This window comes from Ruegeria sp. CDSC085 (assembly GCF_059610465.1).
On the sequence record NZ_JBXWNR010000005.1, the window covers coordinates 67,535 to 93,978 of the forward strand.

Consider the following 26,444-nt stretch of genomic DNA (forward strand, 5'->3'; position numbering starts at 1 on the left):
CCAAAAATATCGGCGACTTTCGCCCTTATTCGTCAGCCGGAAAATCGATGTGGACATGATTGCCGTCCGGATCCCAGACATTCAACTGCACTATATTGACTGCCGTCAGAACAGCACGGCGATAGAGAACATCGTTTACTTTGAGGTGAGCTTCGAAACTGTCCAACCCGTTTGCCGAAAAGGCGAAATGCTCGAGCTTCAGCTCGGCCTCCGATCCCGCGGCTTCGATCTCGACACCAACAAGATGCACGTAAGCGTGTTCACCGACATAAAGCCAGGCTCCGGGAAAGGGGAAGGGCGGGCGTGGGCCGACCTGCATCCCCAGCACTTTTCTGTACCATTCGATCATCTCCTCCAAACGTGTAGTGCGCAGGTTGACATGATCCAGCGTCGCGATCCCCATGACCTAGCCTCGCGTCCATTTGATCGAACATCCCATTGACGGACTCTGATGCCGGGGACCTTGCCCGGTCTGTGCAATCTGCAGCATGGCATTGACCAGCTCCGGTTCGCGCTCGCCTGTCTGGCTGCGGCCCAGATTGTCCAGACGGCCACGGTATTGCAGTCTTCCATCCGCATTCAGCCCAAAGAAATCGGGTGTGCAAACAGCACCATAGGCCTTTCCTATAATTTGACCTTCGTCTACGAGATAGGGAAAGTTGAACCCATTTTCCCTCGCGAATTCCAGCATTTTCTGCGGTGCATCTTCGGGATACTCCCGATAGTCGTTTGACATGACCGCCAATACCCCAATCCCCTTCGACATCAACAGGCCCGTGTCCTGTGCAAGCCGGACAGTGATCGTTTTGACGTAAGGGCAGTGGTTGCAGATGAAGGCGATCAGCAATCCGTTTTGCAGGTGATCGGACATGGTGAAAGAATGACCATTCGGGTCCCTGAGCGTGAAATCCGGGGCCTGCCAGCCGAAATCGCAGATAGGAGTGTCGAGCAGCATGAAAACCTTTTATTTGACCTGTTGACGTGTTCCCGCCAGCTTAGCTGACAGGAACCGATAAGTAGAGCGTGATTTCCGGCGCTAAATTTTCAACTGATTACGACCGGAAAACGTATCCAAATCAGATCAGCAGCGTTGACAGGCTTGGAAAATAGCTGAGCAGAAGCAAAACCAAAGTTACCGCGATCAGGAATGGCCAAAGCGATTTCAGGATTGAGCCGGGCGATGTGCCGCTCATGGATGAGGCGATGTACAATCCGATCCCGACCGGGGGTGTCATCAGCCCAAGCACAAGGTTCAGGCAGGCAACAATGCCAAATTGATAGGGGCTGATATCGTATGAACCGGTTGCAATTGGCAGCAGGATCGGAGTGATCAGGATAATCGCGGCGATGCCATCGATCACCATTCCAACCAGCAAAAGCGCCAGATTCACGATCAGCAGGAACACGAACGGGTCCGAAGTGACGGAGGTAATCAGCCCAGCCAGTTGCTGTGGTATTTCCTCATAGATGATGACCCAGCCGAACACGCTGGCTGCCGAGATCATGAACAGGATCATCGAGGCATTGGCCGCCGTGCGTTTGAACATCTGTGCCAGGTTGCCCGGCTTCAGGTCCCCGTAAACCAACCAGCCCACCAGAAACGCGATCAGGGATGCGATTGCGGCGGATTCGGTCGGTGTGGCGATCCCGAACAGAATACCACCTATGATCGACATCGGGATCAGCAGGGCAGGGGCGGCGCTGATCACGGCCTTGATGGTTTCGCTGCGTGTCATCCAGTTCCCTTTCGGGAACTGCTGCCGCCACCCAATCAAGGTAATGACCAAAGCGAATGAAGCAGCCAAGATAAAACCGGGCAGAATCCCGGCAATGAACATGTCACCAATCGGGATCTGTGCCAGTACGCCGAAGATGACAAACATCATCGACGGCGGTATGACCGGAGCCAGAAGCCCGCCTGCGGCAGTCGTGGCAGCGGCAAAACCCTTGTCATAGCCTTCTTCCTTCATCGCGGGGACCATGGCGCGCGACATCACCGCGATCTGCGCCGTCGCAGACCCGATGATTGCCGCCATAAACATGTTTGCCAGCAAGTTGATATAGGCCAGCCCGCCGCGAAACCCGCCGACGAACACCCGGGCCAGCGCGACAAGGCGCCGCGTCATACCGCCTTCGTTCATCAATTCTCCGGTCAACATGAACAGAGGAATTGCCAGAAGGCCGTAATTCTCAAGGCCTCCGAACATTTTCTGCGCGAAGCTGTCATAAAGAACCGTGTTGCCGCTTTCCCAGATGTACCAGATGGCGGTGATCGCCAGCACGATCGCCACGGGCACGGACAGAAGTAAAGTAGCCAGAAAGACGATGGGGCTCATGGCTGTGCCCCTTGCTCTGGGGTGCTCAGCAGATGCATGGTGGAATGCAGCGTCGCGCCCAGTGCGAAAAGCCACATCACCAACCAGAACAGGTACTTTGGCAGGCCCAGGGTCAATGTCGGCTCGGCATAGATAAAATTGAATGTCTGACCTTGAAATACCGCCACATCGAATCCGTTGCTGGCAATGTCCAGCGGAAGGAACCAGCGCCAGCAGAACCACAGCATCGCAAGGGAAAAAGCAAACACGACCACGTCCACACTCTTGCGGATCAATCGTTTCGCGCGTCCGGGCACGTTGTCGGAAACAATGGAGATCGACACCGAACTGCGATGATGCAATGCGGAAGACGCGCCCAGAAAAGTCATCCAGACCATCGCGTAAATCGCCAGCTCATCAACCCAGAACAGGGCATTGCCCGCCGTGCGCGTCACGACATTCAGCAAAATCAAAACCGTTATGCAGACCGCCAGAAAGGCAGCGCACCACAACTCGACCCGCGCTAAGCCTGCCGACAGCCGATACAACATCGCTGTTCTCCCGTGAAAAAGGGCGCAGGATCGAGCTGCGCCCTCTTCGTCATGTCGTTTTCGTTATTTTGTTTCTGCCGCAGTCTGCCGCAAAGCGTCAAGGGAAGAGGTCTTCTGGGACCAAATCGCATTCCATTCCTCGATGGCGTCGCCGAAGAACGAGGCGTCGACCTTTTTGTAAGCCTTGCCTGTTCCTTCGATCTGCTCCAGCCATTTGGCATCGTTTTCAACGTAAGCATCAATGGTGCTGTCGACATGCTTGGCCATAAGTTCCGCAATCATCGCGCGGTCTTCTTCGGACAAACCAGCCCAGACCTTGGCCGAAACCAGACCGACCATTGGGAACATCATGTGATCTGACTGCACGATCGTGTCGGCGTGTTCATAATATTTCAGTACCCAGATCAGCTCGGCGTCCATGTCTATGGCGTCGACCTGACCATTGGCCAGCGCATCATAGACGGCAGGCAAGGGCATGGGCGTGGGTGCTGCGCCCACCGCGTTGTAGAAATCCAGGATCGGTGTGAAGGGCGTGATCCGCAGTTTAAGGCCCGACAAGTCTTCGGCGGATGAGACCTCGCCACGGCTTACGATCTGACGCAATCCGGCCATCCCATATCCCAGTCCAACGACACCTACCTGCCCTGGCAATGGTTCCAGCATGTATTTGGCGGTGTCAGACCGCAGAATGCGCCCTGCGTGCCCAATGTCATCTGCCAGATAGGGCGCATAAAACGCCCCCAATTCAGGCGCACGGTTGGAAACCTCGGCCACCGTCATGAAGGCCATGTCCAGCGCGCCGGTCTGCAATTGTTGCAGCATTTCGGCCTCATTGCCCAACTGGCGGGCCGGGAAAACCGATACCGAATGTGCGCCGCCACTGGCCTCATTCAACTCAGCCCCGAACGACTCGGCGGCTTTGGTCCAGATATGCGGTGGCGGCGTGATCAGACCCAACCGAAACTCTTCGGCGTGAATGGCCACGGACGACAGTGCCAACGCAGCCGCAGAGGCGGCGATTTTTGCGAAATGTCTCATTACTTCCCCTGTTTGATCTTGTTTTACAACGTGACCCAGCCCTCGGGCGGTTCCTTTCCCGGGTGCACAGCCTGACAATTGGGGCAGGTGCGGTCTTGTTCCGAGGCATAGAACTTCTGATAAACCGGAGGCAGGTCATCAACGATGGACTTTAGCTGCATTTCTGCACGATGCACCAGTGATCCGCATTCGAAACAATACCATTCGATGGCGTCCAGCTCTCCGGTCTGGCGCTTGGGTTCAATTACAAGCCCGATCGAGCCTTCCTGAGGGCGCTGTGGTGAATGGCGCACATGCGGAGGCAGCAGGAAAACTTCACCTTCACGGATCGGAACATCATAGAACTCCTCTCCGTCATAGATTTTCAGCACCATGTCGCCTTCAAGCTGGTAGAAGAATTCTTCAACCGGATCATCGTGGTAATCGGTTCGCTTGTTTGGCCCACCTACAACGGTAACCATCAGATCGGCATTTTCCCAAACCTGACGATTCCCTACGGGCGGCTTGAGCAGATGGCGATGCTCGTCGATCCAGGCCTTAAAGTTGAACGCTTTCAGTTTTGACATGTCCCACTCCCTATCCTGGAAAGTTTGGCGCGTTTTTCCATAACCGCAAAGAAATTATCAGCATCTCGCTATCCGATTTCCTTATACTGCTAGGCATCACCCGGCTCAGACGCGCAGCCCGCTTTCATCAAATGCTTTGCGAATGATCGCTTTTTCCGCGTCGTTCAGTTCCAGCATCGGCGGGCGTACACGGCCACCGACCTGACCCAGCAACTCTTGCCAGTATTTCCCGAATGCAGTGGGTTTGCCCGCAGGACGGGCGCGTTTCATCGCATTGCGGACTGGGTTCAGACTGTCAAAGACACGCCGCGCTTCATCCGCCTGTCCCGCAAAGGCCAGACGTGTGTATTCGTTCATTCTCCGATCGACCGTGCTTTGCAGTTGGTAGGGCGGAGAGGAGCAGAGATACAGCTTCCAGTCCAGTTCCAGTATGTTGTCCAGCCATTCATGTTCGGCCGAAGTCGAGACGTGGATCCTGTCGCCCACCATATGGGTCAGCTTCACGTACATCTCACGCGGAACCGAATACTTAATGGCCACGATATTCGGCAAATCAGCAATGCGGGCGCATTCTTCAGGTTGCATCAAATAGCCGCTGTCAGGATGGCTCCACATGGCGATGCCGATATCCAGCTCTTCGCAGAAGCGCTTGTAGTACTGATACAAGACCTCGCCACGATCCTGTACGAAACTCAGAACCGGGGCGTGAAGAACGATGTAATCTGCACCGCAATTCTGGGCGTAATGCGCCAGGTCCAACGCCGTATTCATGTTCTGGTCCGAGACCGAGACGATTACACCGGCTTCGCCTGCGCATTCGTCGACCGCGATTTCGAAGTTACGCTTGCGCTCTTCGATGCTCATTGAAAAAAATTCGCCCTGTTTGCCGGCGACGAACAGGCCCTGGATGTCCAGGTCATCGATCCAATGGCGGATGTTGGCGCGCAGTCCCGATTCATCCAGAGACAGGTCATCATTGAACGGGTTCAATGCAGCTGCCCATATCCCAGTCATATGTTCGCGGGCATAGGCCTTCGCGTCGTGTTTTGAGTACTTCATTTTCAGCGTGGTCCCAGTGGCATTGATATGAAGAAAAGCACACTGAGCGGGTCGATCCAGCGCTATTTCGGAGAAATGGCTATCTGAAAAACATATACCACCAACTTACCAATTCAGATTTTTTTAATGCTGGTCTAGGGTCCAGACATGAAGATCGCAGTCATTGGAACCGGCGCAATCGCGCAATATGTGCAGCGCATGTTGCCAGAACATGGGCATGATTTGGCGGCCATTCTGGTCAGGCCACAGCGCGTTGATCCCAAATCGCCTATGTCAGTCGGTTCGGTTGATGACCTGCCGGCTGGAATCGAAGTGGTTCTGGATTGCGCGGGGCACGAGGCATTGGCCGGGTTGGGTCCGGAAATTTTGGCGCGAGGGCTGGATATCATCAGTGTCTCTGCCGGGGCACTTGCGGATCAGCAGGTCAGTGACCGGCTGGACAGGGCCGCGCGAAAGGGTGGGGCGCGGATGCATCTGGCAAGCGGCGCCATAGGCGGGCTGGACTGCCTCAGCGCCGCAGCGGTCGGTCCGCTCAAATCCGTTACATATGTGGGGCGCAAGCCGCCGGCGGGGTGGAAAGGATCACTTGCTGAACACAGTCTTGACCTCAGCAGTATCACCGCGGCTGAAACTCATTTTCAGGGTTCCGCGCGAGAGGCGGCTCTGGCTTACCCCAAGAACGCAAATGTCGCCGCTGCCGTCGCCTTGGCGGGTGTGGGATTCGACAGCACACAGGTTCGTCTGATCGCCGATCCGACGATCCACAAGAACATTCACGAGGTCGAGGCCGAAGGTGATTTTGGCACTTTTCAGTTTAGGATCAGCGGAACCGCGCTGCCCGACAACCCGCGAAGCTCGGCGCTTGCGGCCATGAGCGTGCTGTCCAAGCTGGATCAGCTTTGCAAGCCGATTGTGCTGTAGCCATGGTGGGGCGTCATTCTCGCATCGTGGACCGCGCCTTGACCCGTCTGAAACTGCGACAACTGCGTCTGCTGGTCGCGGTGGGCGCGCATGGAAACATTCAGAATGCCGCGCGGGAGTTGGGAATATCTCAACCAGCAGCAACCAAGATGATTCAGGATCTTGAACTGGACTTTGAAGTCAAACTGTTCACACGCACCAATCGAGGCGTTGTGCCAACCGTTTTTGGCGAAACTCTCATACGTCACGGGAAACTGATATTTGCTCAGGTTTCAAATGCCGCGCAGGAACTGGACGATCTGAACGAAGGAAACTCCGGCCGTGTCGTGGTGGGCACGTTGCTTGCGGCGTCCACCAGCCTGTTGCCTGCCGCCATTGAACTGCTGCTGGAAGACCGCCCGAACGTCGCGGTCAAGATCAGCGAAGGGACCAGCGAGGTACTTATGCCTCGGCTTCTGTCGGGTGAGATCGACATGGTTGTAGGACGTCTGCCGTCGCACCGGCATCGTGACAAGATTCGGCAGGAAAAACTGTTCGAGGATCGGATATTGGCCATTGTCGGCCCTCGGCACCCACTGGCGGGCCGGGACGCCGTGACCTTTGCGCAAACCAAACCGTTTGGCTGGATCCTCCCCCCGCAAGAGACAACTTTGCGACGTCAGGCGGATCATTTTTTTGTCGGTCAGCAGCAATATGTGCCACCGGTCGCGATTGATTCCGTGTCCTATCTGACGAACCGGGCGCTGCTGCAATCACGTGACCTGATCGGCCTAATGCCTGCCGAGGTCGTCGCCCAGGATATCGAAAACGGGCATCTTGCCCAGCTCGCCTGGGTGGTTCCGTTTGGGCAAGGGCCAATAGGTGTGTCCTTCCGTGCGGACGACGATCTGTCGCCTGCGGGGCGAGCTTTCAAAACAGCTCTGCATCGCGCGGCGCAGAGCAGACAGACCAGATATTCGCCAAATTGATATCCGTATTCGCGCAATGCGCTTGAAGTAATACGAGGCATCGAGCGATCAAAAATCAAGGCAAATGGAGGCCCCGATTTCATGTATCCAGAGCTCAAGCTTTTCATCGGCGGCACGTGGCGAAAAACCGGTCGCGATATCCCGGTTGTCAACCCGGCGACCGAGGAAGAACTCGGTCGATTGCCTTGCGCATCGGTGAAAGACCTGGACGACGCGCTGCAAGCGGCCGTCGAAGGCTTTCGACTGTGGCGCCGTACACCGCCGCGTGAGCGTGCGGATACGATCCTGCGGGCGGCAGCCCTCATGCGTCAGCGACAGGAAGAAATCGCGCATTCCATCACTCTGGAACATGGCAAACCCCTAAAGCAGGCCCGGCTGGAGGTCATTCGCGGTGCCGAGTTCTTTGAATGGGATGCGGGCGAGGCGATGCGGACCTATGGGAGGATCATTCCGGCAGCTCAGGGTCACAAGTTTGCAGTTCATCACCAGCCTGTTGGCGTTGTCGCCGCGTTCTCGCCGTGGAACTTCCCCATGAGCCAACCTGCCCGGAAAATCGCCGGTGCTTTGGCCTCTGGCTGTTCGGTGATCCTGAAGGCTGCGGAAGAAACGCCAGCCGGAGCTTTACACATAGCAAAAGCGTTCGAAGATGCCGGTCTGCCTCCGGGGGTTCTGAATTTGGTGTTCGGTGAACCGTCCGAGATATCCGGCCACCTGACCCCGCAGGACCCCGTTCGCTTGGTAGCCTTCACAGGCTCGACAACCGTTGGGCGCCATTTGACCACTTTGGCGGCCCGGCATGACACCCGAGTGCTTATGGAGTTGGGCGGCCACGCGCCGGTCATTGTTTGCGAAGATACGGATGTGCAATCAGCGGCTGTTTCAAGCGCGGTGCGCAAAACGCGCAATACCGGTCAGGTCTGCACGTCGCCAACCCGTTTTTTCGCACATGAGAGTATATTTGACGCCTATGCGGCTGGGTTTACCGCGCGGGCTAAAGCCACAGTCGTCGGCAATGGGCTTGAAGCAACGGTTGAAATGGGCCCAACGGCCAACGACCGGCGCGTGCCGGCTTTGACAGAACTGGTTGAAGACGCGGTGGCACAGGGGGCAACGCTTGCCACCGGCGGATCGCGGCTTGGTGAACGGGGATATTTCTTTGAACCCACGGTGCTATTGAACGTTCCCGAAACGGCGCGGATCATGCGCGAGGAGCCGTTTGGACCGGTTGCCGTGATCAATTCGGTGGCTTCGCTGGATGAGGCAATCGATCTGGCGAATTCAGTTCCCTACGGTCTGGCCGGATACGCTTTCACCAACCGGGCGGATTACATCGACCGTCTGATCGACGAGGTCGAGGTCGGCAATCTGTCGATCAACACACTTGAAGCATCCATGCCTGAAACACCCTTTGGGGGCGTGAAATCCAGCGGCTATGGTCGGGAAGGCGGAACCGAAGGCCTTGAGAATTACATGACGGTCAAGAACGTCTGGCATTCGGCTAAGATCATCTGAAAAAGAGATCCCGATCCTCGTGCTCGTTCACTTTTTCATGGCCGTGCCAGGCTTTTTTCTTTCGAAACCGACCAAAGGGCAACGCAACGAACAGTGCGCGGCTTCGGTTGTGATTTCAGAACCTGTGGAAGCAGCAGAGGCGGCCATAGTGCCTTTGCTGACAAAGGCCCCGAACGGCGGGTCATGACCTATGTCAATGACAGTACGCCTGACGTGATGTCCATTGGCCGGGAATTTCTGGCCGGACTGTGCGACAATAACCATCGCTCCCTTTTGCCGGTGGTGATCAGCGTTCTGGCTGACCTGCTGGGGGATTTCTGCCGGGCGGCCTGAACTCCGGAGGGACAGATGAATGCTTCGTTGAAACTAACTGCAGCAATCTTTGCCGGACTCTGGGTCTTTGCCCACGCTGCATCGGCCAAGGTTATCTCCGAGGCCGTTGCAATACATCAGAGCATCGACCCGAAGGCGGACACACCAATCCTCGCCTTTCGGTTTGAGCTGAGGTCACCGCAAATCCCTGCCGGGGCTACAGGGCTCCAAGACTTCTTTGCATATTTGGAGGATCAACATGGCTGATGGATGTGCATGTGACCGCCAGGCCAACGTGTATTTGAGTGTAGATCACGCCCTTGAGCGCGGTCTTTCTGTGGCCGATCCTCTTACTGAAACCGAGACTTTGCCGCTGAAACAGGCGATAGGCCGGGTTCTGGCCGAGGATTGCACCAGTAAGGTCGACATGCCCGCCTTCGACAACTCTGCCATGGATGGCTATGCCATCCGCACCAGAGATCTGGGCGACGGACCGGTATTCGAACTTCCCGTGGCCGGACGCGTGGCTGCGGGCGACCCCGGCGACCATGATGCACCCGAAGGCAGCGCTTTGCGCATCTTTACGGGGGCTCCTGTGCCGCCTGACTTCGATGCTGTGCTGATGCAGGAAGATTGCGATCTCGTGATCGACAGGGTTCGATTCAGCCGCCGCCCCAAACCCGGCCAGAATATCCGGCGTGCGGGGGAAGATCTTCTTGCTGGGGGTCCGATCCTGCAGCGCGGCTGCGAAATTGGACCGCGTGAGGTGGCAGCCCTGGCATCCGCCGGGTACGGCGAGGTCTTGGTGTTCCGAAAACTGAAGGTTACGATCTTTTCGACAGGTAGCGAGCTGCGCCAACCGGGCGAACCCCTTGGCCTCGGCCAAATCTACAACTCGAACCGTTATATGCTGCTGGCGTTGTTGCAAAAACCCTGGATCGAACTGAACGACCGGGGGCCGGTCGAAGATGACCCGGCCCGTCTTGGACGGGTTCTGCGCGAGGCATGCGATACCTCGGATCTGATCGTTACAACCGGGGGAGTGTCCGTAGGGGATGAAGATCACATGCCCCGACTGTTCAGCGAGATCGGCGGCGAAACCGATGTCATGAAAGTCGCGATGAAGCCAGGGAAACCGGTCATGTTCGGGCGGCGCGGACGTGCTCTCTATGTTGGTCTGCCAGGCAACCCGGTTTCGGCTTACGTGACATGGCAGATAATCGGATCACAGATGATGGCGCGCCGCGCGGGTCTGCGTCACATGCCTCAGACACCTGTTCAGGCGGTGCTGGCCGAACCCTTGCAGCGTCACGCGGGTCGGCAGGAATATCGACCGGTCCAGATTGACGGCTCCTCGCCGGATGGCCTTCTGAGGTTGCGCCTGATGGCACCATCCTACAGTGGCCGTGTGGCTTTGCTGGCGCAGGCAGACGGGTTGGTGACCATACCGGCAGAGGCCGAGGACCTGCCCGCAGGGCATACGCTTGAATTGTTGCGGTTCTGATCCCCTCACACGCGGCGGTGCCTTTGGCGTTGTAACAGCAACCCCGCAATCACGGAAGACAACCGGACGATGGCCGGGCGGCTTCGCATGGAACGTTGATCTTCGCGCGATGGCTGCACGGGCCCGTCACCCATGCATTGGTAATTTGCTCAGTCGTCCAACAGTCTATCCGAACACGAGCCTGAAAATTGTCGCAACTGATAAACTCCGTGACGGATTACGCCGTGACTGAGTCCGTTCAGGTGGCTCAAGATGCATCGACGCACAAAGGGTTAAGGACTCATCCATATGCGGTATTCGGCACTCGCGATCATGCGGCAGGTTTTGAACGGGCACCGGGGCTGGACACCGGCATGGCGCGATCCCGAACCTCAATCAAGCTATGACTTCATCGTGATTGGCGGCGGCGGTCATGGCCTTGCTACGGCATACTATCTGGCCAAGGAACACAACGCCGCAAGAGTGGCCGTTCTGGAAAAAGGCTGGATCGGCGGCGGTAACGTGGGGCGGAACACGACGATCATTCGCGCCAATTACCTGTTGGAGGGCAACCAGCCTTTCTATGAACTGTCGCTGAAACTGTGGGAGAACCTGGAGCAGGACCTGAACTACAATGCGATGGTCAGCCAGCGCGGTATTCTGAACCTTTGTCACACGGATGCGCAGCGAGACGCGTATCGCCGCCGTGGCAATGCAATGATGTTCACCGGTTCTGGGGCCGAACTTCTGGATACGGACGGCGTTCGCGCGATGTATCCGTTCCTGAACTTTGACGATGCACGTTTTCCGATCAAGGGCGGTCTTTTGCACCGTCGTGGCGGCACGGCGCGTCATGACGGTGTGGCCTGGGGCTATGCCCGTGCCGCGGATCAACGGGGTGTCGACATCATCCAGAATTGCGAAGTCACCGGGTTCCGCATCGAAAACGGAAAACTGCTGGGTGTTGAAACCACACGGGGATATATCGGCGCCAAGAAAGTGGGCGTGGCGGTGGCCGGTTCTTCCGGCCGCGTGATGGCTCAGGCGGGAATGCGTCTGCCGATCGAAAGCCACGTGCTACAGGCCTTTGTGACCGAAGGGCTGAAACCGGTTCTTGACGGGGTGATAACTTATGGCGCCGGACATTTCTATGTCAGCCAATCGGACAAGGGCGGGCTGGTCTTTGGTGGCGATATCGATGGCTATAACACCTACGCCCAACGCGGCAACCTGCCTGTGGTTGAGGATGTGGCCGAAGGTGGCATGTCCCTGATGCCGATGATTGGCCGCGCGCGCCTGCTGCGGATGTGGGGCGGTGTGATGGATATGTCGATGGATGGCTCGCCGTTCATAGATCACACCGGAATTGACGGGCTCTATTTCAATGGTGGCTGGTGCTACGGCGGTTTCAAGGCAACGCCAGCATCGGGTTTTTGTTTCGCGCATCTTATGGCCACCGACCGACCGCATGAAGTTGCAACTGCCTATCGTCTGGACCGGTTCAAAACCGGACGGATGATTGACGAAAAAGGCGTGGGCGCACAGCCCAACCTGCACTGAGGAGGCCCGGACATGATCATAAATCATCCATTGCTTGGCCCGCGAGACGCATCCGAATTCACCTATCTGGGTGACGCGAGCCTGATCAATCGGCCCGACTGGCAATCAGACTCGGCTGCCGCAGAGTTTCACGACTATCTCTACCTGCGCGACAACCCCGCAGGAACCCATAGTGAGTTGTGGTTTCACGAGCAGGGCGACCGCTCGTGGCTTGTTGTGACACGCAACACGCTGACCCATGAAATTCTGGCAACAGAACTGGCGCGGGATGTAGCCCGCAAGACGGGGCGGGGAAAATGACCCAGAACAGTCGTTTGCAGGGCGGTCTGATCGACCGGTCCAAAAAGCTGCGCTTTACCTTCGATGGCAGATCCTACGAAGGTTATCAGGGCGACACGCTGGCCTCGGCTCTGCTGGCCAATGACGTACGGTTGGTTGGCCGCTCGTTCAAATACCACCGCCCACGCGGTGTGCTGGCCTCGGGCTCGGAAGAACCCAACGCGCTGGTTGAGCTGCGCACAGGCAACCGGCAGGAACCGAACACACGCGCGACCACAATTGAATTGTTCGACGGGCTCGAGGCGAAATCGCAGAACCGCTGGCCCTCGCTCGCCTTCGACGCGCTGTCAATCAATGACCGGTTCTCACCGTTTTTGACGGCGGGTTTCTATTACAAGACCTTCATGTGGCCCAAGGCGTTCTGGGAAAAGCTCTATGAGCCGATGATCCGCAAGGCGGCCGGTCTGGGCAACCTGACGAAAGAAGCTGACCCGGACATCTACGACAAAGGCTATTTGCATTGCGACGTACTGGTTATCGGAGCCGGTCCTTCTGGCCTGATCGCAGCCTTGACGGCGGCGCGGTCTGGCGCGCGGGTCATTCTGGCCGACGAGGACAGCCGGATGGGTGGGCGTCTGTTGTCTGACTGTGACCGGTTCGAGGGCATTTCGAATGCGGATTGGGTCGCGCAGACACTGGGAGAGCTGGCGTCGATGGACAATGTGCGCCTTCTGACGCGCACCACTGTGTTCGGCACCTATGATCACGGCATTCACGGCGCGCTTGAGCGGGTCTCGGATCACCTTGCAGTGCCCGAAGCGGGGAAACCACGCCAGATTCTGTGGCGCATTTACGCGAAGCACTCGGTGCTTTGTGCCGGCTCTACCGAACGTCCGATTGCTTTCGAAAACAACGACCGACCGGGCATAATGCTGGCGGGCGCGATGCGGGCCTATGCAAACCGCTGGGCTGTGACACCGGGCAAGCGCGTGGCGATCTTCACCAACAACGATGAAGGACACCGCGCCGCGCAGGATCTGATCAAAGCCGGGATCAAGGTTGTCGCTGTTATCGACCCGCGCCGCGATGCTCCGCGCATCGCCGAATGTGAATTGCTGGCGGGTGCGCAAGTCATCGGCGCGCAGGGGCGTCTGGGGCTGAAATCGATCACCGTGCAGATGGCCGATGGTCAGACCCGCCCGATTGAGGTCAGCGGTCTGGGCGTTTCGGGTGGATGGAACCCGAATGTGCAACTGACATGCCACCAACGCGGTCGCCCGCAATGGTTCGAACCGCTTGCAGCCTTCATCCCGCCGGCCGAGTTGCCGAAGGGTATGGTTGTCGCCGGTGCCGCCGCTGGCAACCTGACCAGCCACGGGGCGATCGCCTCGGGCACCAATGCGGCACTTGCGGCGCTGGACGGATTGGGGATCACGGCCTGCCCGGTCGACCTGCCGGAAGCTGAGGATGATGCGATCCGTATCACCCCGTTCTGGAACGTGCCCGGCAAAGGCCGCGCCTGGCTGGATTTCCAGAATGACGTGACCGTAAAGGACGTCAAACTGGCCGAACAGGAAGGGTTTCGCAGTGTCGAGCATCTGAAACGCTATACAACTCTTGGCATGGCGACCGATCAGGGCAAAACCGCGAATGTCGGCGCGCTGGCCGTGATAGCCGAGATCACCGGCAAGAGCATTCCCGAAACCGGCACAACCATCTTCCGGCCACCTTACACGCCTGTGGCGATGGGCGCCTGGGCCGGGCGCTCGGTCGGGAAAGAGTTCAAACCTACGCGACTGACGCCCAGCCACCAATGGGCTGAAGAACAGGGCGCGGTATTCGTCGAGGTGGGCCCTTGGTTGCGTGCGCAGTGGTTCCCCAAGGCTGGTGAAACCCATTGGCGCGAGTCGGTGGACCGCGAGGTTCTGGCAGTACGCAACGGTGTCGGCGTTTGCGACGTGACCACGCTGGGCAAAATCGACGTGCAGGGCGCGGATGCGGCAGAGTTCTTAAACAAGATCTATTGTAACGGCTTCGCCAAACTGCCGGTGGGCAAAACCCGCTATGGCCTGATGTTGCGCGAAGACGGCATAGCCATGGATGACGGCACCGCCGCCCGCCTGGCCGAGGATCACTTTGTGGTCACCACCACAACCGCAAACGCGGTTGGTGTCTATCGCCACATGGAGTTCGTGCATCAATGCCTGTTTCCGGACATGGATGTGCAGATGATCTCGACCACCGACGCCTGGGCACAATATGCCATAGCGGGCCCGAAATCCCGTGAGTTGCTGCAAAAGGTCGTTGATGACGGCTATGACATCAGCAACGAAGGTTTTCCCTTTATGGCGTGTCGAGAGGTGACCATTGCCGGGGGTATCCCGGCGCGGTTGTTCCGCATCTCGTTCTCGGGCGAACTGGCCTATGAACTGGCTGTGCCAACCCGGTACGGTGACGCGCTGATCCGACATTTGATGGCGCTTGGAGAACCCTTGGGCGTAACCCCGTATGGTACCGAAGCGCTTGGCGTTCTGCGGATTGAAAAGGGGCACGCCACCGGAAACGAACTGAACGGAACCACCAGCGCCCACAATCTGGGCATGGGGCGCATGGTCTCAACCAAGAAGGACAGTATCGGTGCGACCCTCAGCGGGCGAGAGGCTCTTTCAGACCCGGATGGTCGGGCTTTGGTCGGCATCCAGCCGGTCAGAAACGCCGATACCGTGCTGGCAGGCGGCCATGTGTTTGACGACGGTGCGCCACACCTGCCGGAAAATGATTTGGGCTATGTCACTTCGGCTGCCTATTCGCCGCACCTGTCCAGCAGCATCGGCCTGGCCTTTGTAAAACGCGGGGCGCAGCGATTGGGCGACACCGTGCAGATTGTCAGCCCGGTGGATGACACCAACATCAAAGCGACGCTTGTCAGCGCGCATTTCGTTGACCCCGAAGGAGAACGGCTCCGTGCGTGATTTTGTTGCCAAGACCGCCATTGGCGGCACCGAACCAAAACGGGACGTGGTCGGACCTCTGACCTTTCAGGAACGAGAGGATGTGGCACTGGCATCCGTTTCGGCCAGACTGGGACAAGAAGAGGCTGTGAAGGCCAGGCTTCAAACCGTTTGTGGAATCCCGGCGCCTGACGCGGGGCAATGGGAACAGGGCGAAACCAATAGTCTGCACTGGTTGGGCCCGGATCAGTACCTGTGCGAAGAAACATACACAGGCCCATTGGAGCTGGCCCGGAGGATGGCGGTCGAGTTCGCTGGCATAGCGTCCGTGACCGATCAGTCGGACGTGTTTACACGCATCGACACAACCGGGCAGGGTGCCATCGACCTACTGCAACGCTTGACGGTTCTGGATGTCGAGCAGATGCAGGCCGGAGCCTTCAACCGCACTGCAATCCATCATGTGGGATGCCTGTTGCGTTGTAATGAGGCAGGAACGGATTTCTCGATCTACGCGCCACGCAGCTACGCGATTTCAGTTCACCACATGCTGACCGAGGTGGCCAAAGCCCTTTGACGGACGTTGACCAAAGGACAAGGCCGCGTGTCTTGCACCGCGGCTTCTTTCCTTGCGCTCTTGTGTTGGAGGCAGGCCGAATTCCCGCCGGTAATTGCTTGAGAATGAACTGGCGCTGTCATACCCGACCGACAGCGCGATTTCCTGCAGGGACTGGTCGGTATAAAGCAGCTTCTGCCGCGCCGCATCCAGCCGCAATCTGCGATAATACCCACCGGGGCTGATTCCGGTTTCTTTTTTGAAATGCCGTTCCAATTGCCGCATGGACATACCAACGAGTTTCGAGACCTGCTCGATTGAGATCTTGTTTTCGACATTGTTTGCAAACAGCTCGATGGCCCGCCGAACCGGGCGTGGCAGGCCATTCCGGGTTTGATCTTTGCTATACCCCGGCAGAACCTGCAAAGTACCTGCATCGCGCAAAGTCGCGTATTGAAACCAGCAGGCCGTTTCGACGGCAACCGCATCGGATACCTCATCCGAAATTACGCCCAGCATAAATTCAAACACCGCCGAAGTTCCGGCAAACGACATTCGGTTGCGATCTATGGTATAGAGCGTGTCACACAGGGTCACTCTGTCAAATTGTTCTTTCAAAGCAGCGGTATAGCAGAAATGCGCGCTACAGCTGTAACCATCGAAGAACCTCTCTTCCGCCAGCGCAAAAAGTGAACCGCTGACGGAACCGATCCGCACGCCATGGGACAAAAGCCGCCGCAGCGCTCCGCCTGACGCCTTGCGATCCCTGAACCGGGTTGACGCCCCGGCAAAGACCAATACCACATCTGTCTCATCCACCTCGGACAATGCCTTGTCGGGATTGAAGCTGAGGCGTGAGCTGGACATGACCGGTTGCCCATCTTCTGATACGACGGTCCAGCCAAGACCATCCCTGCGGCTGATCTCATTGGCCACGCGTAACGGGTCAATGGCCATGGACAGGGCAGCAACCGGGAAGTCTTCAAGGCATAGAAATGTGAAATGAGTCATGCTTTGTCTCTTTGCCACCGCAATAACCCAGTTATACCGGTTTAATCAGAACGCCAAACGATGGGCGCGACCGCGTTCGTATAGTTTGCGGTTCAGTTCATCCGCTTCGGGGGCTCCGTATTCCAGTGCAAATACGAACGCATGTGTCAGATAGAAACAGGCCGCGTCATGATCCTGACGTTGTTCGGCCTGGCTGGCCGCCTCGTGGTACAGTCGGATCAGCGCCGGCAGATCGCTATCCGCATGGGCTTGCAGCAGTTGGTCATCGAGTTCTTGAAAATCCAAGGTCAGCCTTTCAGCGATATCGCGATGTTTTTGGTGCGCATGTATTTATACAACGCTTTCAGTCCTTTCTCGCGCCTGAAACCGGATTTTCCAACGCCACCAAACAGGGTCGAGAGTTCGCCAGCAAACACTTGCTGTTAGAGATCTGACCCGCCCTCGGCATGTGCGCCACCACCTGGGATCGGGCCAGACTGTACTGTAGAAAGTCGCCTATGCCTCTTTGCGGGCCTGTTCGATCTGCGTTGCCACCCAGTGGTGAAAACAATGCGTTGGACCATCCATCGCAGGCGAGAAGCGGCCGCCGTCGAATTTGACACCATGACGGCCCTTCTGCATGCCCTCAACCACGAACACATCCTCTTCGAAAACTGTTTTCCAAAGCTGCGCGTTCTTTGCGCGCAACGCTTCGTGCTCGGGTGCGTCTTCCGGTTTTTTGGTGTAGTACAGCTCTATCCTCTCATTCGACCTCTCATGGGTGATCGGATCGATGATGAAGGCAAAGCCATGGTCGCGCTGAACACCCAGCAGGGTGTTTGGGTACACGACGATGTATTCCGCACCTTCGTGCCACTGTTCGCTCAGGTTCTGGAAGTCATCCAGTTTCTCGCCGTTCTGACCTTCGAACTGACGATAAACATAAGTGCCCTGACCCGAATACTTGCCCAGTTCATTGATGTTATAGTGGTCTTCCAGGCGCGAATAGCTGTTAAGACCCGGGTGAACCCAAGGCAAGTGATAGCTTTCGCAGAAGTTCTCGACCGCCAGTTTCCAGTTCGACTCCAGCTCCAGCCGGACAGACGCGCCGGCACCGCCATGATACATCGGCTGATCGAATTCTTTCCAGCGTTCCATCAACTCGCCATGGACCTCTTCGAATTCCGGGGCGTTGCCATCCACATTGACGAAGATAACGTCACGCCAGACATAAGAACGAATGCGGATCAGGCCCAGTTCGGCGAAGTCCAGATCTTCATGCGTGTTCCGTCCGGGGCCGCCGACATGCGGCGCAGTGCGCAACTCGCCATTCAGGCCATAGCACCAGCTGTGATAGGGGCAACGGATCGCGCCACGGATTTTCTGCGGCTTGTCGACCAAAATCATTCCGCGATGACGACAGGTGTTCTGGAAAACACCGATCTGTCCGTCACGGTCGCGCACCATCAGAAGCGGCGTGCCAAGAAAGTCGATCGGATAGGCATCACCCGCTTCGGGAATGTCCTTGCCGAAACCGATGCCCGACCAGTTCGCAAACAGGACCGCATCCCGTTCCTCGGCGAAGACAGCGGGATCGACATAATGCTCGTTCGGCAGACCCTTGGCGGTGTTTACCGGGGTCAGAACAGACGAAAGCCTTGAATGCTTGTTCATCGGTTGCTCCTGAGTAATTCGGAATGCGTTAAACGTTACCCCATTGGCCGGTCGAGCCAGCTTCATTCAATATCAAAAAACCTAATGACCGATTGAGGCAAACTAAACCGAACTCCCGGACAATTCATCCAGCAACCAGTTTTTCAAGGCCAGGGCACCTTCTGTCAGTTGGTCGTCCGGGCGACCGACGAGATAAAAATTGTTTGGGGCGGGTATGCTGAATTCTTCCAGCGCAACAAGTTTTCCCGAGGTCAACATGGGTTGGATCAAGCGTTTCCACCCCAATGCAAGTCCAGCCCCTTTGCGGGCCAACTGCAACGCCAACGCATAGCTGTTCACGCGCGACTGCACCGGTACAACTCCGGTATATCCAACGTCGTGAAACCAAGATGGCCAGGTGGTCCAGGTGTTGTCCTGCGTTTCAAGGTGGATCAGGCGACGCTCGACCAGATCTTCCAGGCTTGCCCCCTTCAGTTCCAAGGCCATCTCGGGGCTGCAGACTGGCGTCAAAGTATCACGGTACAGTTTGGTATGGTTCAGCTGCGAGTTCACGTCACGGCCGTAGCGGATGAAAAAGTCGATATCCGGTCTGTCCGAGAATGGCTTGTCCTGCGCCATCTGGTTCACTTTGACGTACGGATAGTCCTGCCAGAACCGGATGACCGAAGGAGAAAGCCACAATGCCGCCACAGCGGTAGTGGACCCGACCGTCACCGGATTCTCTGAATCACCGCTTCGTATCTTTTCAAGCACCTTCGATACCTGCCGGAACGACGAACCGAGAACTTCGAACAGGTCCTGACCATCCTCGGTCAGTTCCACGCCCCGGTGCTTTCTGACAAACAACGCTGAACCCAATTCGCCTTCCAGCGCTTTTATCTGGTGGCTGACAGCACCCGGCGTAACGGACAGTTCACCTGCAGCTTCTTTGAAGCTGAGATGCCGGGCAGCGGCCTCAAAGGCCGACAATGTCGTGAGCGGAGGAAGATTGTAGTGGCGTCGTGACATGGCTGCTGCGTTACTCAAGGGAAAGAGGTGAGTTCCATTCATCCGAATGTGAGAAAATTTGCAATTGAAATCTATGTTTTTTCCTGCTGTTTGCCGTCTGGTACAGGATCGAATTCGATCAAGAACGAACAGGACGTGTGATGGATACACAAGTTGCTCGCCTCGTGCGCAAAACACAGCTGAGCCCGGACACGTCCGATTTTTGCTTTGAGGTCGAAAACGGCCGCTTCACGGGCCTTCAACCCGGGGCACATGTCGATGTTCATCTGGCCGATGATCTGGTGCGGCAGTATTCACTGTGGAGCTGGAGCCAAGACGGTCGCTTGATCAATGTCGCCGTCAAACGTGACGACGCAGGGCGTGGCGGCTCGGTGGCGATGCACGCGTTGCAAGATGGGTCGATAGTCGAAATCGGCGGGCCGCGAAATCACTTCAAACTCGAAAGCCATGATCGGCACGTCACGTTGATTGCAGGCGGCATTGGGGCGACGCCGCTGGTGGCAATGGCGCGGGAATTGATGAACCGAGGGCAGGATTTTCGGGTCTATTACCTGGTACGGTCAAGGGAATATGCCGCGATGGATGCGCAGTTCCGAACGCTTGGATTGGATGAATGGTATCATTTGCACTGCGATGACACCGACGGTCAGTTTGATTTGGCATCGGTCATGCAATCGATGCCGATGGGTGCGGATGTGTATACCTGCGGACCTGAACCGATGCTGAATGCTGTTCTTGAAGCAAGTGCATCCTTGCGCGGCGGTGCAATCCATTTTGAAAGATTTGCAGCCGCATCTGATATCGAGCACGACACAAACGCCGAATTCCAGGTCGAAATTCAGTCAACCGGCGCGATCTACCCGGTCGGCAAAGAGGAGACCATTCTCGAAGTATTGCAAAACAACGGCGTGCAGGTCGATTTCGGCTGTTCCGAAGGGTTGTGCGGGTCCTGCATCGTTGACGTGGTGTCAGGAAAGGTCGACCACCGCGACGGAATACTCACACCGCAAGAACAGGAAAGCCACGAGTTCCTGTGCACCTGTGTATCGCGGGCCAAGTCCGAGAAACTGGTCCTGAAGCTATAGACAGTATGATAACCACCGCAATTCATAGCATCGCACTGTTCTCGCTAACATAGAAAACGAGGGAGTTTTATAGTCGTTTCACGTAATCGAAGTGTCGGATTTTCAAATTAGAACACTTAACCCATGCTATAGGTGTTTCGCAGTTGGAAGCCCAATAACCACTTACGACGCTGCGATCATGTTTAAAGACATGCTGACTTATCACTAGGACCAGGGATGTCGGCTGGCAGCGAATAATCGGGAGGAGATCTGCAGTAAGGAACGTAATGGGAGCACGCGTTTTTACTGCAAGCCCACACCTGGGCTGAACACAACTCATCATCAGTTTGTGCATCGTGCATGATGGTCCACACCGTGCAGCTCGGTGTCTTCCAGCACTATTTTCTAAAGAACAAAAAACGACACTCAAGGAGGAACGCGCGATATGTCGATACCTGAACCTTTCACGGACGTTGAAATAGAAACGGCTAATTCCGGATTCTATGAAAACTACAGCGTCCCAATTGCCCTGATCAGTAAGGCCATCATGGTCGGGCTGGTCCTTTGGGCCCTGGTTTTCCCTGCGAATGCAAACAGCACACTGGGAAGCCTGAATAGCCAGTTGCTTGAAGTCTTCAACAGCTTCTACATCATCATTGTCGGGTTTTTCTTCCTTTTCCTTGCCGTTGTTGCGATTATTCCTTCCACGGGTCGTCGGGTCATGGGAACGCCAGGGGAAAAGCCTGAGTTTTCCAACTTCTCATGGTTTTCTATGATGTTCGGTGCCGGTCTGGGTGTCGGTCTCATGGTCTTTGCGACAGCAGAACCGCTGGGTCTTTGGGGCTCGAATCCGGTTGTCGTTTCTGGTGATGTCGAAGGTAACACGCCCGAAGCACTGCAATCGGCCTACCGTTTCACTTTCCTGCATTATGGCTTCCACGCCTGGGCAATCTACGTGGTGACTGGTCTGTCCCTGGCCTACTACGCTTATACACGCGACATGCCTCTGACGATCCGCTCGGCGTTGACTCCGCTGTTTGGTCGTTTCGTCAACGGCTTTTTCGGCCATGTGGTCGACGTTTTGGGCGTTGTTGCAACGATCCTCGGCGTGTCCGTAACCATCGGTTTTGGCGTCAGCCAGTTCATCGACGGCCTCTATGCCATCACTGGTATGCAGTGGATCATGGATCTGGGCGGAGAGGTGCCGACCCCCAGCAAGGTTGGTCTGATCTCAGGTTTGGTGGTCATCATGTGCCTGTCGATCATTTCGGCTGTTTCCGGTGTCGGCCGTGGTGTTAAGTACCTGTCGAACCTGAACTTGGTGCTGTCGATCATCTTGCTGGGCACTTTCGTGGTCTTCGGTTCGTTTGTCTTTGCCTTGACCACCTACGGAACTGCGATGGTCGATTATATCCTGCAGTTCCTGTCGCTCAGCTTTAATGCCTATGGCCCGCTGTCGGCCGAAGCATTCGCAGCGGCCCTGCCGGCTGAAGCGCAAGCACACGCCGCAGACCTGATGGGGGGCGCGACCAACGCATGGGGCAGTTTTGACGGCTTCAAAAGCGGTCTGGAAGGTGCGGCAGCCGAGTTGGACGAAGCAACCTTGGCCGCGGCATATGCTGCGGGTGAGCAAGGACGTCAGTTTGGCTGGCAGGCAGGCTGGACCACCTTCTACTGGGCATGGTGGATCGCATTCTCGCCCTTCGTGGGCCTGTTTCTGGCGCGCATCTCCAAGGGTCGCAGCGTTCGCGAGTTCATCCTGGGCTGCGTGTTCGCACCGGCGCTGGTGTGCTTTGCCTGGATGACCGTTCTGGGCGGCACTGCGATCGATCTGGAACTGGCAGGCGCCGCGGAAGGTGCGATCATCGGTGCATCGAACACCAACAAGCTGTTCGTAACCCTGTCCTACATGATCGACGGTGGACTGCTGTCCATGCTGAACGTCATGTGCGTGATCCTGATCATGACCTTCCTGGTGACGTCGGCGGACTCGGGCATTCTGGTCATGAACACCATCATGTCGGGTGGTAGCCAGGAAACCGGTGTCAAGCACCGCATCATCTGGGGTGTGATCCTGACGGCAGTGATCGGCGCGCTGATCCTAGCGGCGGGTGAAAACAACCCGATGGACGCGCTGCGCAATGCCATGATCATCGGTGCGCTTCCGTTCACAATGGTGATGGGCCTGATGTGCGTATCGCTGGCCAAAGCGCTGTTCCGCGACAGTCAGCGTGACAAGCACTCTGCCAGCAGCACACAGGCAGCCGAGTAAGGCATAGGCTTAAGAAAAAACCGGGTCAGGCCGTCCTAACCGGGCGGCCTGTTATTTTTTTGGCAGAGCGTAGCCTTTGAAGTGAAAAACCCAATATCACCCCGAGGTCGAAGATGTGCTGGACTGAGCTGTGAACCAAGTTCAGCTCTTCATCGGACAGCTGCATATCCGGAGCTTTTGTTAGCTCTTGGTGCCGTGGTGACTTTTTTGCCGACCGGGGCCGGAGACACCTGCTGAAGTTGGGTTCCTTGTGCTCGCAACTTTGGCAGGGCTGCGGTAACCAATCGCTTTAACGACCAGCATTGAACGCAGGGCTGCCCGAGGGTGGCCGCGCAGGCACTTAGGACTTTCGTCGAATGTCCCATTGCGGGACGGAAAGTTAGTCTTTCGACCATGCGCGTGCTCCTGGGAAGTCTGATGCTGCTGTTCAGCAGCCTGGCGGTTTTGGCCGAACCATTGTCGTGTGAAGATATGGAGCCCTACATCCGTGCGCCGTTCTCTTTGGGAGAGGCGTTGAACGAAAACGGCGTCTACAGCCTGCTGAACTCGGGTGGGGCCGAAGCGGGATACGTCTTTGAATCGGAACCTTTAGTACCGCTACCCGGTTTTTCCGGCGCGCCGATCAATATTCTGATCGTGCTGGATCTTGAAGGGCGTTTTCTGGACGTGCAGTTGATCGAACATAACGAGCCGATATTTGTCTCAGGGCTGGGAGAGGCCCCGTTCCATAAATTTTTCGAACAATATGGGGGCCTTTCGATATCGGATTCGATCGTTGTCGGAAACCCGTACGGCGATGCAGCACACGGATCCTCATTGGTCTATTTGGACGGGGTTACAAAGGCGACAGCAAGTGTGCGGATCGCGCATGAAACCGTCATGGGCGCGGCTTTGGCCGTCGCGCGCGAGAAAATGCAGGGATTGGCAAGCGCACCGCCTGCATTTCCGAATCCAGATTATGAAGAGGAACTCAACTGGCAGGACCTGGTCGGTCAAGGCATCGCGACACGCAAGGTTTACACAAATGCGGAAGTTGACGCTCTGTTCGATGGCACCCTGTGGGAAGATGACGATCCCGAGGCGCAGGACAGCCCCGACGACCCTTATCTGGACCTCTGGGTTGTAGACGTGGGTCCGAAGTCCATCGCTCGCGCTGTCTTGTCCCAAGACAGTTATGAAGAGTTACAGCGCTTCATGGAAATCTCGGAAAATGACGAACCGATCCTTGTGATCGAAACGGCACGCCATGGTTTGGTCAGCGAAGATTTCGTCCGCAATACATCACCCGACTGGGTTTCGGCAGAACAGGGCGGTTTGCCTGTCGGTCTGCGGGACGCTGATCTGTTGGTCGAGTTGGCCGACGACATACCCGATGGTGTCGCCATGATCTTGCGCACTGACCGGCGCTTGGGCTTCGACCCTTCCCGGGAATGGGTGCTAAAGGTTCTTTCGGTTCGCGAACATGGCATGTTCCAGCCTGAAACTGGTTCTGTCACTTTGGAGGTTGCACACGTCACTCCTGAGAGGTTCTTTGATCGACCAGAGCAGATTGCACCGGCACCGCCCTGGCTTGAAGCGCTGCGAAATCGCCAATCCGATCTGATCATTCTGAGCCTGTTTCTGACTGTTCTGTTGGCCGGTTTGGCACTGCGAATGAATGCTTTGGCCGCCCAGCCACTGTTTACTCCCATACGTCTTGCTGTTCTGGCCTTTGTCACGGTCTTCGTTGGTTGGTGGGGCCAGGGGCAATTGTCGATCGTCACGGTTTTAGGAGCTTTGCGCACTACCCTGGACGGCGGTAGTTTTACCTTCCTGCTCTATGATCCGTTCTCGTTGCTGATCTGGATGGTGACACTTGCAGGTCTGATCGTATGGGGCAGGGGATTGTTTTGCGGGTGGCTCTGCCCTTTCGGCGCTCTTCAGGAATTCGCGCATCATCTCGGCAAAGCTCTGCGCATACGTCAAATCGAACCGACGCCAAAATGGGACAACCGTTTGAAGTGGCTAAAATACGCGGTTCTGATGGCGTTGCTGTTGGTTGTGCTTGCTGTGCCTGATCAGGTCGACAAAGCGGCAGAGGTTGAGCCATTCAAAACGGCAATTACGACATTCTTTGTCCGGGAATGGTATTACGTCGCCTACGCCGTCTTCTGGCTGGTATTGAGTATGGTTTTGTTCAAGGGCTTTTGCCGATATGTCTGCCCTTTGGGCGCGTTCCTTGCGCTAGGCGGATTGCTTCGCGGCCGCGACTGGATCGAGCGCCGTGCCGAATGCGGGTCACCCTGTCAGCTGTGCAAGGTCAAATGTAAATATGGCGCGATCAAGCAAACCGGTCAAATCCAGTATGATGAGTGTTTTCAGTGTCTCGACTGCGTCGCCATACACGATGACCGCAACCGCTGTGTTCCTCTGATCGTCGCGGCTCGTCGTCGCACAAGAGAGGTCGCTGCCGAATGATCAATCGCCGCCGCTTTCTGGCCATTTCGGCTGCTGCATTGGCATCTCCATCTCATACGCTGCCTACCCGTTGGCGGGGCTACGCCATGGGGGCCGAAATCGGTCTTACACTGGATGCCGACCCTGTGGAGGCAAAACACGCCATTGCCAGTCTGCGATCCATTTTGGAAAAATGCGAAACGTTGTTCAGCCTTTACCGCCCGGACTCCGCCCTATCTGAACTCAACCGAACAGGGCATCTCAAAAGTCCCGATCCCGCTTTCGTGTCTCTCTTGCAAGCGTGCAATGCGGCTTACGACCTCACGAATGGTCGCTTTGATCCGACGGTTCAGCCACTTTGGCAAGTGACTTCAGTGAAAGAAGTTCAAAACGCTCGAGCGCTGATTGGATGGGATCGCGTACGTCTATCCAAGAACCGAGTGCAGCTGGGTCAAGGTCAAGCGCTTACCCTGAATGGAATCGCTCAAGGTTTCGCCACCGATCTGGTCGTACACGCCTTGCGCAAGGCCGGGTGGGAAAAGGTCTTGGTCAATATCGGAGAGTATTATGCAAGTGGTCGTCAGTGGCTGCTGGGCGTCTCGGATCCAGTGCACGGACTTGTCGAAGTAACGCATTTGAAAGATCGCGCCATCGCTACGTCCAGTCCCGGCGTCATGCGCCTGCGGTCTGGAGGCGCTCACATCATCGACCCGATGGGCGAATACGCACCGCTTTGGTCAACGGTCAGTATCCAGGCGCCGGATGCTGCGGCAGCAGATGCGCTTTCAACAGCATTCTGTTACGCCTCAGAGTCTGAAATTGCAGCGACCCTCACGCGAGCAGCCGGCGATTACATCGCGATCTGTGTTCGCCCCAGTGGAAAAGTGGTCACGCTGCAAGGATAAAAAGCCCCGGATTACACCGAGGCT

At 56.7% G+C, this 26,444-nt stretch carries 24 protein-coding genes; 13 read left to right on the forward strand and 11 right to left on the reverse strand.

Going from position 1 to position 26,444, the window contains the following annotated elements; translation table 11 throughout:
* Positions 1-25: 25 nt before the first annotated feature.
* From AC2FJB_RS09730 to AC2FJB_RS09760, 7 genes are all read right to left on the reverse strand, one after another.
* Positions 26-403, reverse strand: a complete 378-nt coding sequence (locus tag AC2FJB_RS09730) for a VOC family protein (protein ID WP_117873435.1) — start codon at positions 401-403, stop codon at positions 26-28.
* Positions 404-406: 3 nt separating this feature from the next.
* Positions 407-955: a thioredoxin family protein gene (locus AC2FJB_RS09735; protein WP_496718165.1), complete on the reverse strand. Its 549-nt coding sequence runs from the start codon at positions 953-955 to the stop codon at positions 407-409.
* 121 nt (positions 956-1,076) lie between these two features.
* Positions 1,077-2,336 (reverse strand): TRAP transporter large permease, encoded by a 1,260-nt coding sequence (locus AC2FJB_RS09740; protein WP_496683050.1) that lies wholly within the window; start codon positions 2,334-2,336, stop codon positions 1,077-1,079.
* On the reverse strand, positions 2,333-2,866 hold the full coding sequence (locus AC2FJB_RS09745; protein WP_299898275.1) for a TRAP transporter small permease: 534 nt from the start codon (positions 2,864-2,866) through the stop codon (positions 2,333-2,335). Before AC2FJB_RS09745 ends, AC2FJB_RS09740 begins: the two co-directional genes overlap by 4 nt.
* A 63-nt stretch (positions 2,867-2,929) precedes the next feature.
* Positions 2,930-3,904 carry a TRAP transporter substrate-binding protein gene (locus tag AC2FJB_RS09750; RefSeq protein ID WP_496718166.1) on the reverse strand — a complete coding sequence of 325 codons (975 nt, stop codon included), beginning with the start codon at positions 3,902-3,904 and terminating at the stop codon, positions 2,930-2,932.
* 23 nt (positions 3,905-3,927) lie between these two features.
* The gene (locus AC2FJB_RS09755; protein ID WP_117873423.1) at positions 3,928-4,470 is read right to left on the reverse strand and encodes a 3-hydroxyanthranilate 3,4-dioxygenase; all 543 of its coding nucleotides are present in this window, start codon (positions 4,468-4,470) and stop codon (positions 3,928-3,930) included.
* A gap of 105 nt (positions 4,471-4,575) precedes the next feature.
* Positions 4,576-5,529 carry a dihydrodipicolinate synthase family protein gene (locus AC2FJB_RS09760; protein ID WP_496718168.1) on the reverse strand — a complete coding sequence of 318 codons (954 nt, stop codon included), beginning with the start codon at positions 5,527-5,529 and terminating at the stop codon, positions 4,576-4,578.
* A 147-nt stretch (positions 5,530-5,676) separates the two neighbouring features.
* Here AC2FJB_RS09760 and AC2FJB_RS09765 point away from each other — a divergent pair, with 147 nt between their 5' ends.
* The 9 genes from AC2FJB_RS09765 (at position 5,677) to AC2FJB_RS09805 (ending at position 16,092) form a co-directional block, all read left to right on the forward strand.
* A complete protein-coding gene (locus AC2FJB_RS09765; RefSeq protein ID WP_496718170.1) occupies positions 5,677-6,450 on the forward strand; it encodes an aspartate dehydrogenase in 774 nt (257 codons plus the stop codon).
* Positions 6,451-6,452: 2 nt separating this feature from the next.
* A complete protein-coding gene (locus tag AC2FJB_RS09770) occupies positions 6,453-7,418 on the forward strand; it encodes a LysR substrate-binding domain-containing protein (RefSeq protein ID WP_496718171.1) in 966 nt (321 codons plus the stop codon).
* An 81-nt stretch (positions 7,419-7,499) separates the two neighbouring features.
* Positions 7,500-8,930: an NAD-dependent succinate-semialdehyde dehydrogenase gene (locus AC2FJB_RS09775; protein WP_496718172.1), complete on the forward strand. Its 1,431-nt coding sequence runs from the start codon at positions 7,500-7,502 to the stop codon at positions 8,928-8,930.
* A 183-nt stretch (positions 8,931-9,113) separates the two neighbouring features.
* The gene (locus AC2FJB_RS09780; RefSeq protein ID WP_496718173.1) at positions 9,114-9,263 is read left to right on the forward strand and encodes a hypothetical protein; all 150 of its coding nucleotides are present in this window, start codon (positions 9,114-9,116) and stop codon (positions 9,261-9,263) included.
* 238 nt (positions 9,264-9,501) lie between these two features.
* Positions 9,502-10,746, forward strand: a complete 1,245-nt coding sequence (locus AC2FJB_RS09785; protein WP_496718177.1) for a molybdopterin molybdotransferase MoeA — start codon at positions 9,502-9,504, stop codon at positions 10,744-10,746.
* A gap of 288 nt (positions 10,747-11,034) precedes the next feature.
* Positions 11,035-12,285, forward strand: coding sequence for a sarcosine oxidase subunit beta family protein (locus tag AC2FJB_RS09790; protein ID WP_496670820.1), 1,251 nt, complete (start codon positions 11,035-11,037; stop codon positions 12,283-12,285).
* A 12-nt stretch (positions 12,286-12,297) separates the two neighbouring features.
* Positions 12,298-12,585: a sarcosine oxidase subunit delta gene (locus tag AC2FJB_RS09795; protein WP_496718179.1), complete on the forward strand. Its 288-nt coding sequence runs from the start codon at positions 12,298-12,300 to the stop codon at positions 12,583-12,585.
* The gene (locus tag AC2FJB_RS09800) at positions 12,582-15,536 is read left to right on the forward strand and encodes a sarcosine oxidase subunit alpha family protein (protein ID WP_496718180.1); all 2,955 of its coding nucleotides are present in this window, start codon (positions 12,582-12,584) and stop codon (positions 15,534-15,536) included. The genes AC2FJB_RS09795 and AC2FJB_RS09800 overlap by 4 nt, the downstream gene beginning before the upstream one ends.
* Positions 15,529-16,092, forward strand: a complete 564-nt coding sequence (locus AC2FJB_RS09805; RefSeq protein ID WP_496718181.1) for a sarcosine oxidase subunit gamma — start codon at positions 15,529-15,531, stop codon at positions 16,090-16,092. Before AC2FJB_RS09800 ends, AC2FJB_RS09805 begins: the two co-directional genes overlap by 8 nt.
* Here the strand turns inward: AC2FJB_RS09805 and AC2FJB_RS09810 are convergent.
* From AC2FJB_RS09810 to AC2FJB_RS09825, 4 genes are all read right to left on the reverse strand, one after another.
* Positions 16,051-17,082 carry a GlxA family transcriptional regulator gene (locus AC2FJB_RS09810; RefSeq protein WP_496718183.1) on the reverse strand — a complete coding sequence of 344 codons (1,032 nt, stop codon included), beginning with the start codon at positions 17,080-17,082 and terminating at the stop codon, positions 16,051-16,053. The two genes, AC2FJB_RS09805 and AC2FJB_RS09810, sit on opposite strands and share 42 nt — an antisense overlap.
* 45 nt (positions 17,083-17,127) lie before the next feature.
* On the reverse strand, positions 17,128-17,367 hold the full coding sequence (locus AC2FJB_RS09815; RefSeq protein ID WP_496718184.1) for a hypothetical protein: 240 nt from the start codon (positions 17,365-17,367) through the stop codon (positions 17,128-17,130).
* 210 nt (positions 17,368-17,577) lie between these two features.
* A complete protein-coding gene (locus AC2FJB_RS09820; RefSeq protein WP_496718186.1) occupies positions 17,578-18,735 on the reverse strand; it encodes an aromatic ring-hydroxylating oxygenase subunit alpha in 1,158 nt (385 codons plus the stop codon).
* A 102-nt stretch (positions 18,736-18,837) separates the two neighbouring features.
* Positions 18,838-19,743, reverse strand: coding sequence for a LysR substrate-binding domain-containing protein (locus tag AC2FJB_RS09825; protein ID WP_496670807.1), 906 nt, complete (start codon positions 19,741-19,743; stop codon positions 18,838-18,840).
* Between the two features lie 140 nt (positions 19,744-19,883).
* Between AC2FJB_RS09825 and AC2FJB_RS09830 the strand changes: the two genes are divergently transcribed.
* The 4 genes from AC2FJB_RS09830 to AC2FJB_RS09845 all read left to right on the forward strand — a co-directional run bounded on the left by AC2FJB_RS09830 (position 19,884) and on the right by AC2FJB_RS09845 (position 26,420).
* Complete coding sequence (locus tag AC2FJB_RS09830) at positions 19,884-20,828, forward strand: PDR/VanB family oxidoreductase (protein WP_496718187.1); 945 nt, start codon at positions 19,884-19,886, stop codon at positions 20,826-20,828.
* Positions 20,829-21,252: 424 nt separating this feature from the next.
* On the forward strand, positions 21,253-23,079 hold the full coding sequence (locus tag AC2FJB_RS09835) for a BCCT family transporter (protein ID WP_299898243.1): 1,827 nt from the start codon (positions 21,253-21,255) through the stop codon (positions 23,077-23,079).
* 417 nt (positions 23,080-23,496) lie between these two features.
* A complete protein-coding gene (locus AC2FJB_RS09840) occupies positions 23,497-25,536 on the forward strand; it encodes a 4Fe-4S binding protein (RefSeq protein WP_496718188.1) in 2,040 nt (679 codons plus the stop codon).
* On the forward strand, positions 25,533-26,420 hold the full coding sequence (locus tag AC2FJB_RS09845) for an FAD:protein FMN transferase (protein ID WP_496718189.1): 888 nt from the start codon (positions 25,533-25,535) through the stop codon (positions 26,418-26,420). Before AC2FJB_RS09840 ends, AC2FJB_RS09845 begins: the two co-directional genes overlap by 4 nt.
* Positions 26,421-26,444 lie beyond the last annotated feature (24 nt).

Bases quoted from the DNA above. Each gene is read 5' to 3' on its own strand.
- AC2FJB_RS09730 (WP_117873435.1), bottom strand. From the start codon at position 403: ATGGGGATCGCGACGCTGGATCATGTCAACCTGCGCACTACACGTTTG.
- AC2FJB_RS09735 (WP_496718165.1), bottom strand. From the start codon at position 955: ATGCTGCTCGACACTCCTATCTGCGATTTCGGCTGGCAGGCCCCGGAT.
- AC2FJB_RS09740 (WP_496683050.1), bottom strand. From the start codon at position 2,336: ATGAGCCCCATCGTCTTTCTGGCTACTTTACTTCTGTCCGTGCCCGTG.
- AC2FJB_RS09745 (WP_299898275.1), bottom strand. From the start codon at position 2,866: ATGTTGTATCGGCTGTCGGCAGGCTTAGCGCGGGTCGAGTTGTGGTGC.
- AC2FJB_RS09750 (WP_496718166.1), bottom strand. From the start codon at position 3,904: ATGAGACATTTCGCAAAAATCGCCGCCTCTGCGGCTGCGTTGGCACTG.
- AC2FJB_RS09755 (WP_117873423.1), bottom strand. From the start codon at position 4,470: ATGTCAAAACTGAAAGCGTTCAACTTTAAGGCCTGGATCGACGAGCAT.
- AC2FJB_RS09760 (WP_496718168.1), bottom strand. From the start codon at position 5,529: ATGAAGTACTCAAAACACGACGCGAAGGCCTATGCCCGCGAACATATG.
- AC2FJB_RS09765 (WP_496718170.1), top strand. From the start codon at position 5,677: ATGAAGATCGCAGTCATTGGAACCGGCGCAATCGCGCAATATGTGCAG.
- AC2FJB_RS09770 (WP_496718171.1), top strand. From the start codon at position 6,453: ATGGTGGGGCGTCATTCTCGCATCGTGGACCGCGCCTTGACCCGTCTG.
- AC2FJB_RS09775 (WP_496718172.1), top strand. From the start codon at position 7,500: ATGTATCCAGAGCTCAAGCTTTTCATCGGCGGCACGTGGCGAAAAACC.
- AC2FJB_RS09780 (WP_496718173.1), top strand. From the start codon at position 9,114: ATGACCTATGTCAATGACAGTACGCCTGACGTGATGTCCATTGGCCGG.
- AC2FJB_RS09785 (WP_496718177.1), top strand. From the start codon at position 9,502: ATGGCTGATGGATGTGCATGTGACCGCCAGGCCAACGTGTATTTGAGT.
- AC2FJB_RS09790 (WP_496670820.1), top strand. From the start codon at position 11,035: ATGCGGTATTCGGCACTCGCGATCATGCGGCAGGTTTTGAACGGGCAC.
- AC2FJB_RS09795 (WP_496718179.1), top strand. From the start codon at position 12,298: ATGATCATAAATCATCCATTGCTTGGCCCGCGAGACGCATCCGAATTC.
- AC2FJB_RS09800 (WP_496718180.1), top strand. From the start codon at position 12,582: ATGACCCAGAACAGTCGTTTGCAGGGCGGTCTGATCGACCGGTCCAAA.
- AC2FJB_RS09810 (WP_496718183.1), bottom strand. From the start codon at position 17,082: ATGACTCATTTCACATTTCTATGCCTTGAAGACTTCCCGGTTGCTGCC.
- AC2FJB_RS09820 (WP_496718186.1), bottom strand. From the start codon at position 18,735: ATGAACAAGCATTCAAGGCTTTCGTCTGTTCTGACCCCGGTAAACACC.
- AC2FJB_RS09825 (WP_496670807.1), bottom strand. From the start codon at position 19,743: ATGTCACGACGCCACTACAATCTTCCTCCGCTCACGACATTGTCGGCC.
- AC2FJB_RS09830 (WP_496718187.1), top strand. From the start codon at position 19,884: ATGGATACACAAGTTGCTCGCCTCGTGCGCAAAACACAGCTGAGCCCG.
- AC2FJB_RS09835 (WP_299898243.1), top strand. From the start codon at position 21,253: ATGTCGATACCTGAACCTTTCACGGACGTTGAAATAGAAACGGCTAAT.
- AC2FJB_RS09840 (WP_496718188.1), top strand. From the start codon at position 23,497: ATGCTGCTGTTCAGCAGCCTGGCGGTTTTGGCCGAACCATTGTCGTGT.
- AC2FJB_RS09845 (WP_496718189.1), top strand. From the start codon at position 25,533: ATGATCAATCGCCGCCGCTTTCTGGCCATTTCGGCTGCTGCATTGGCA.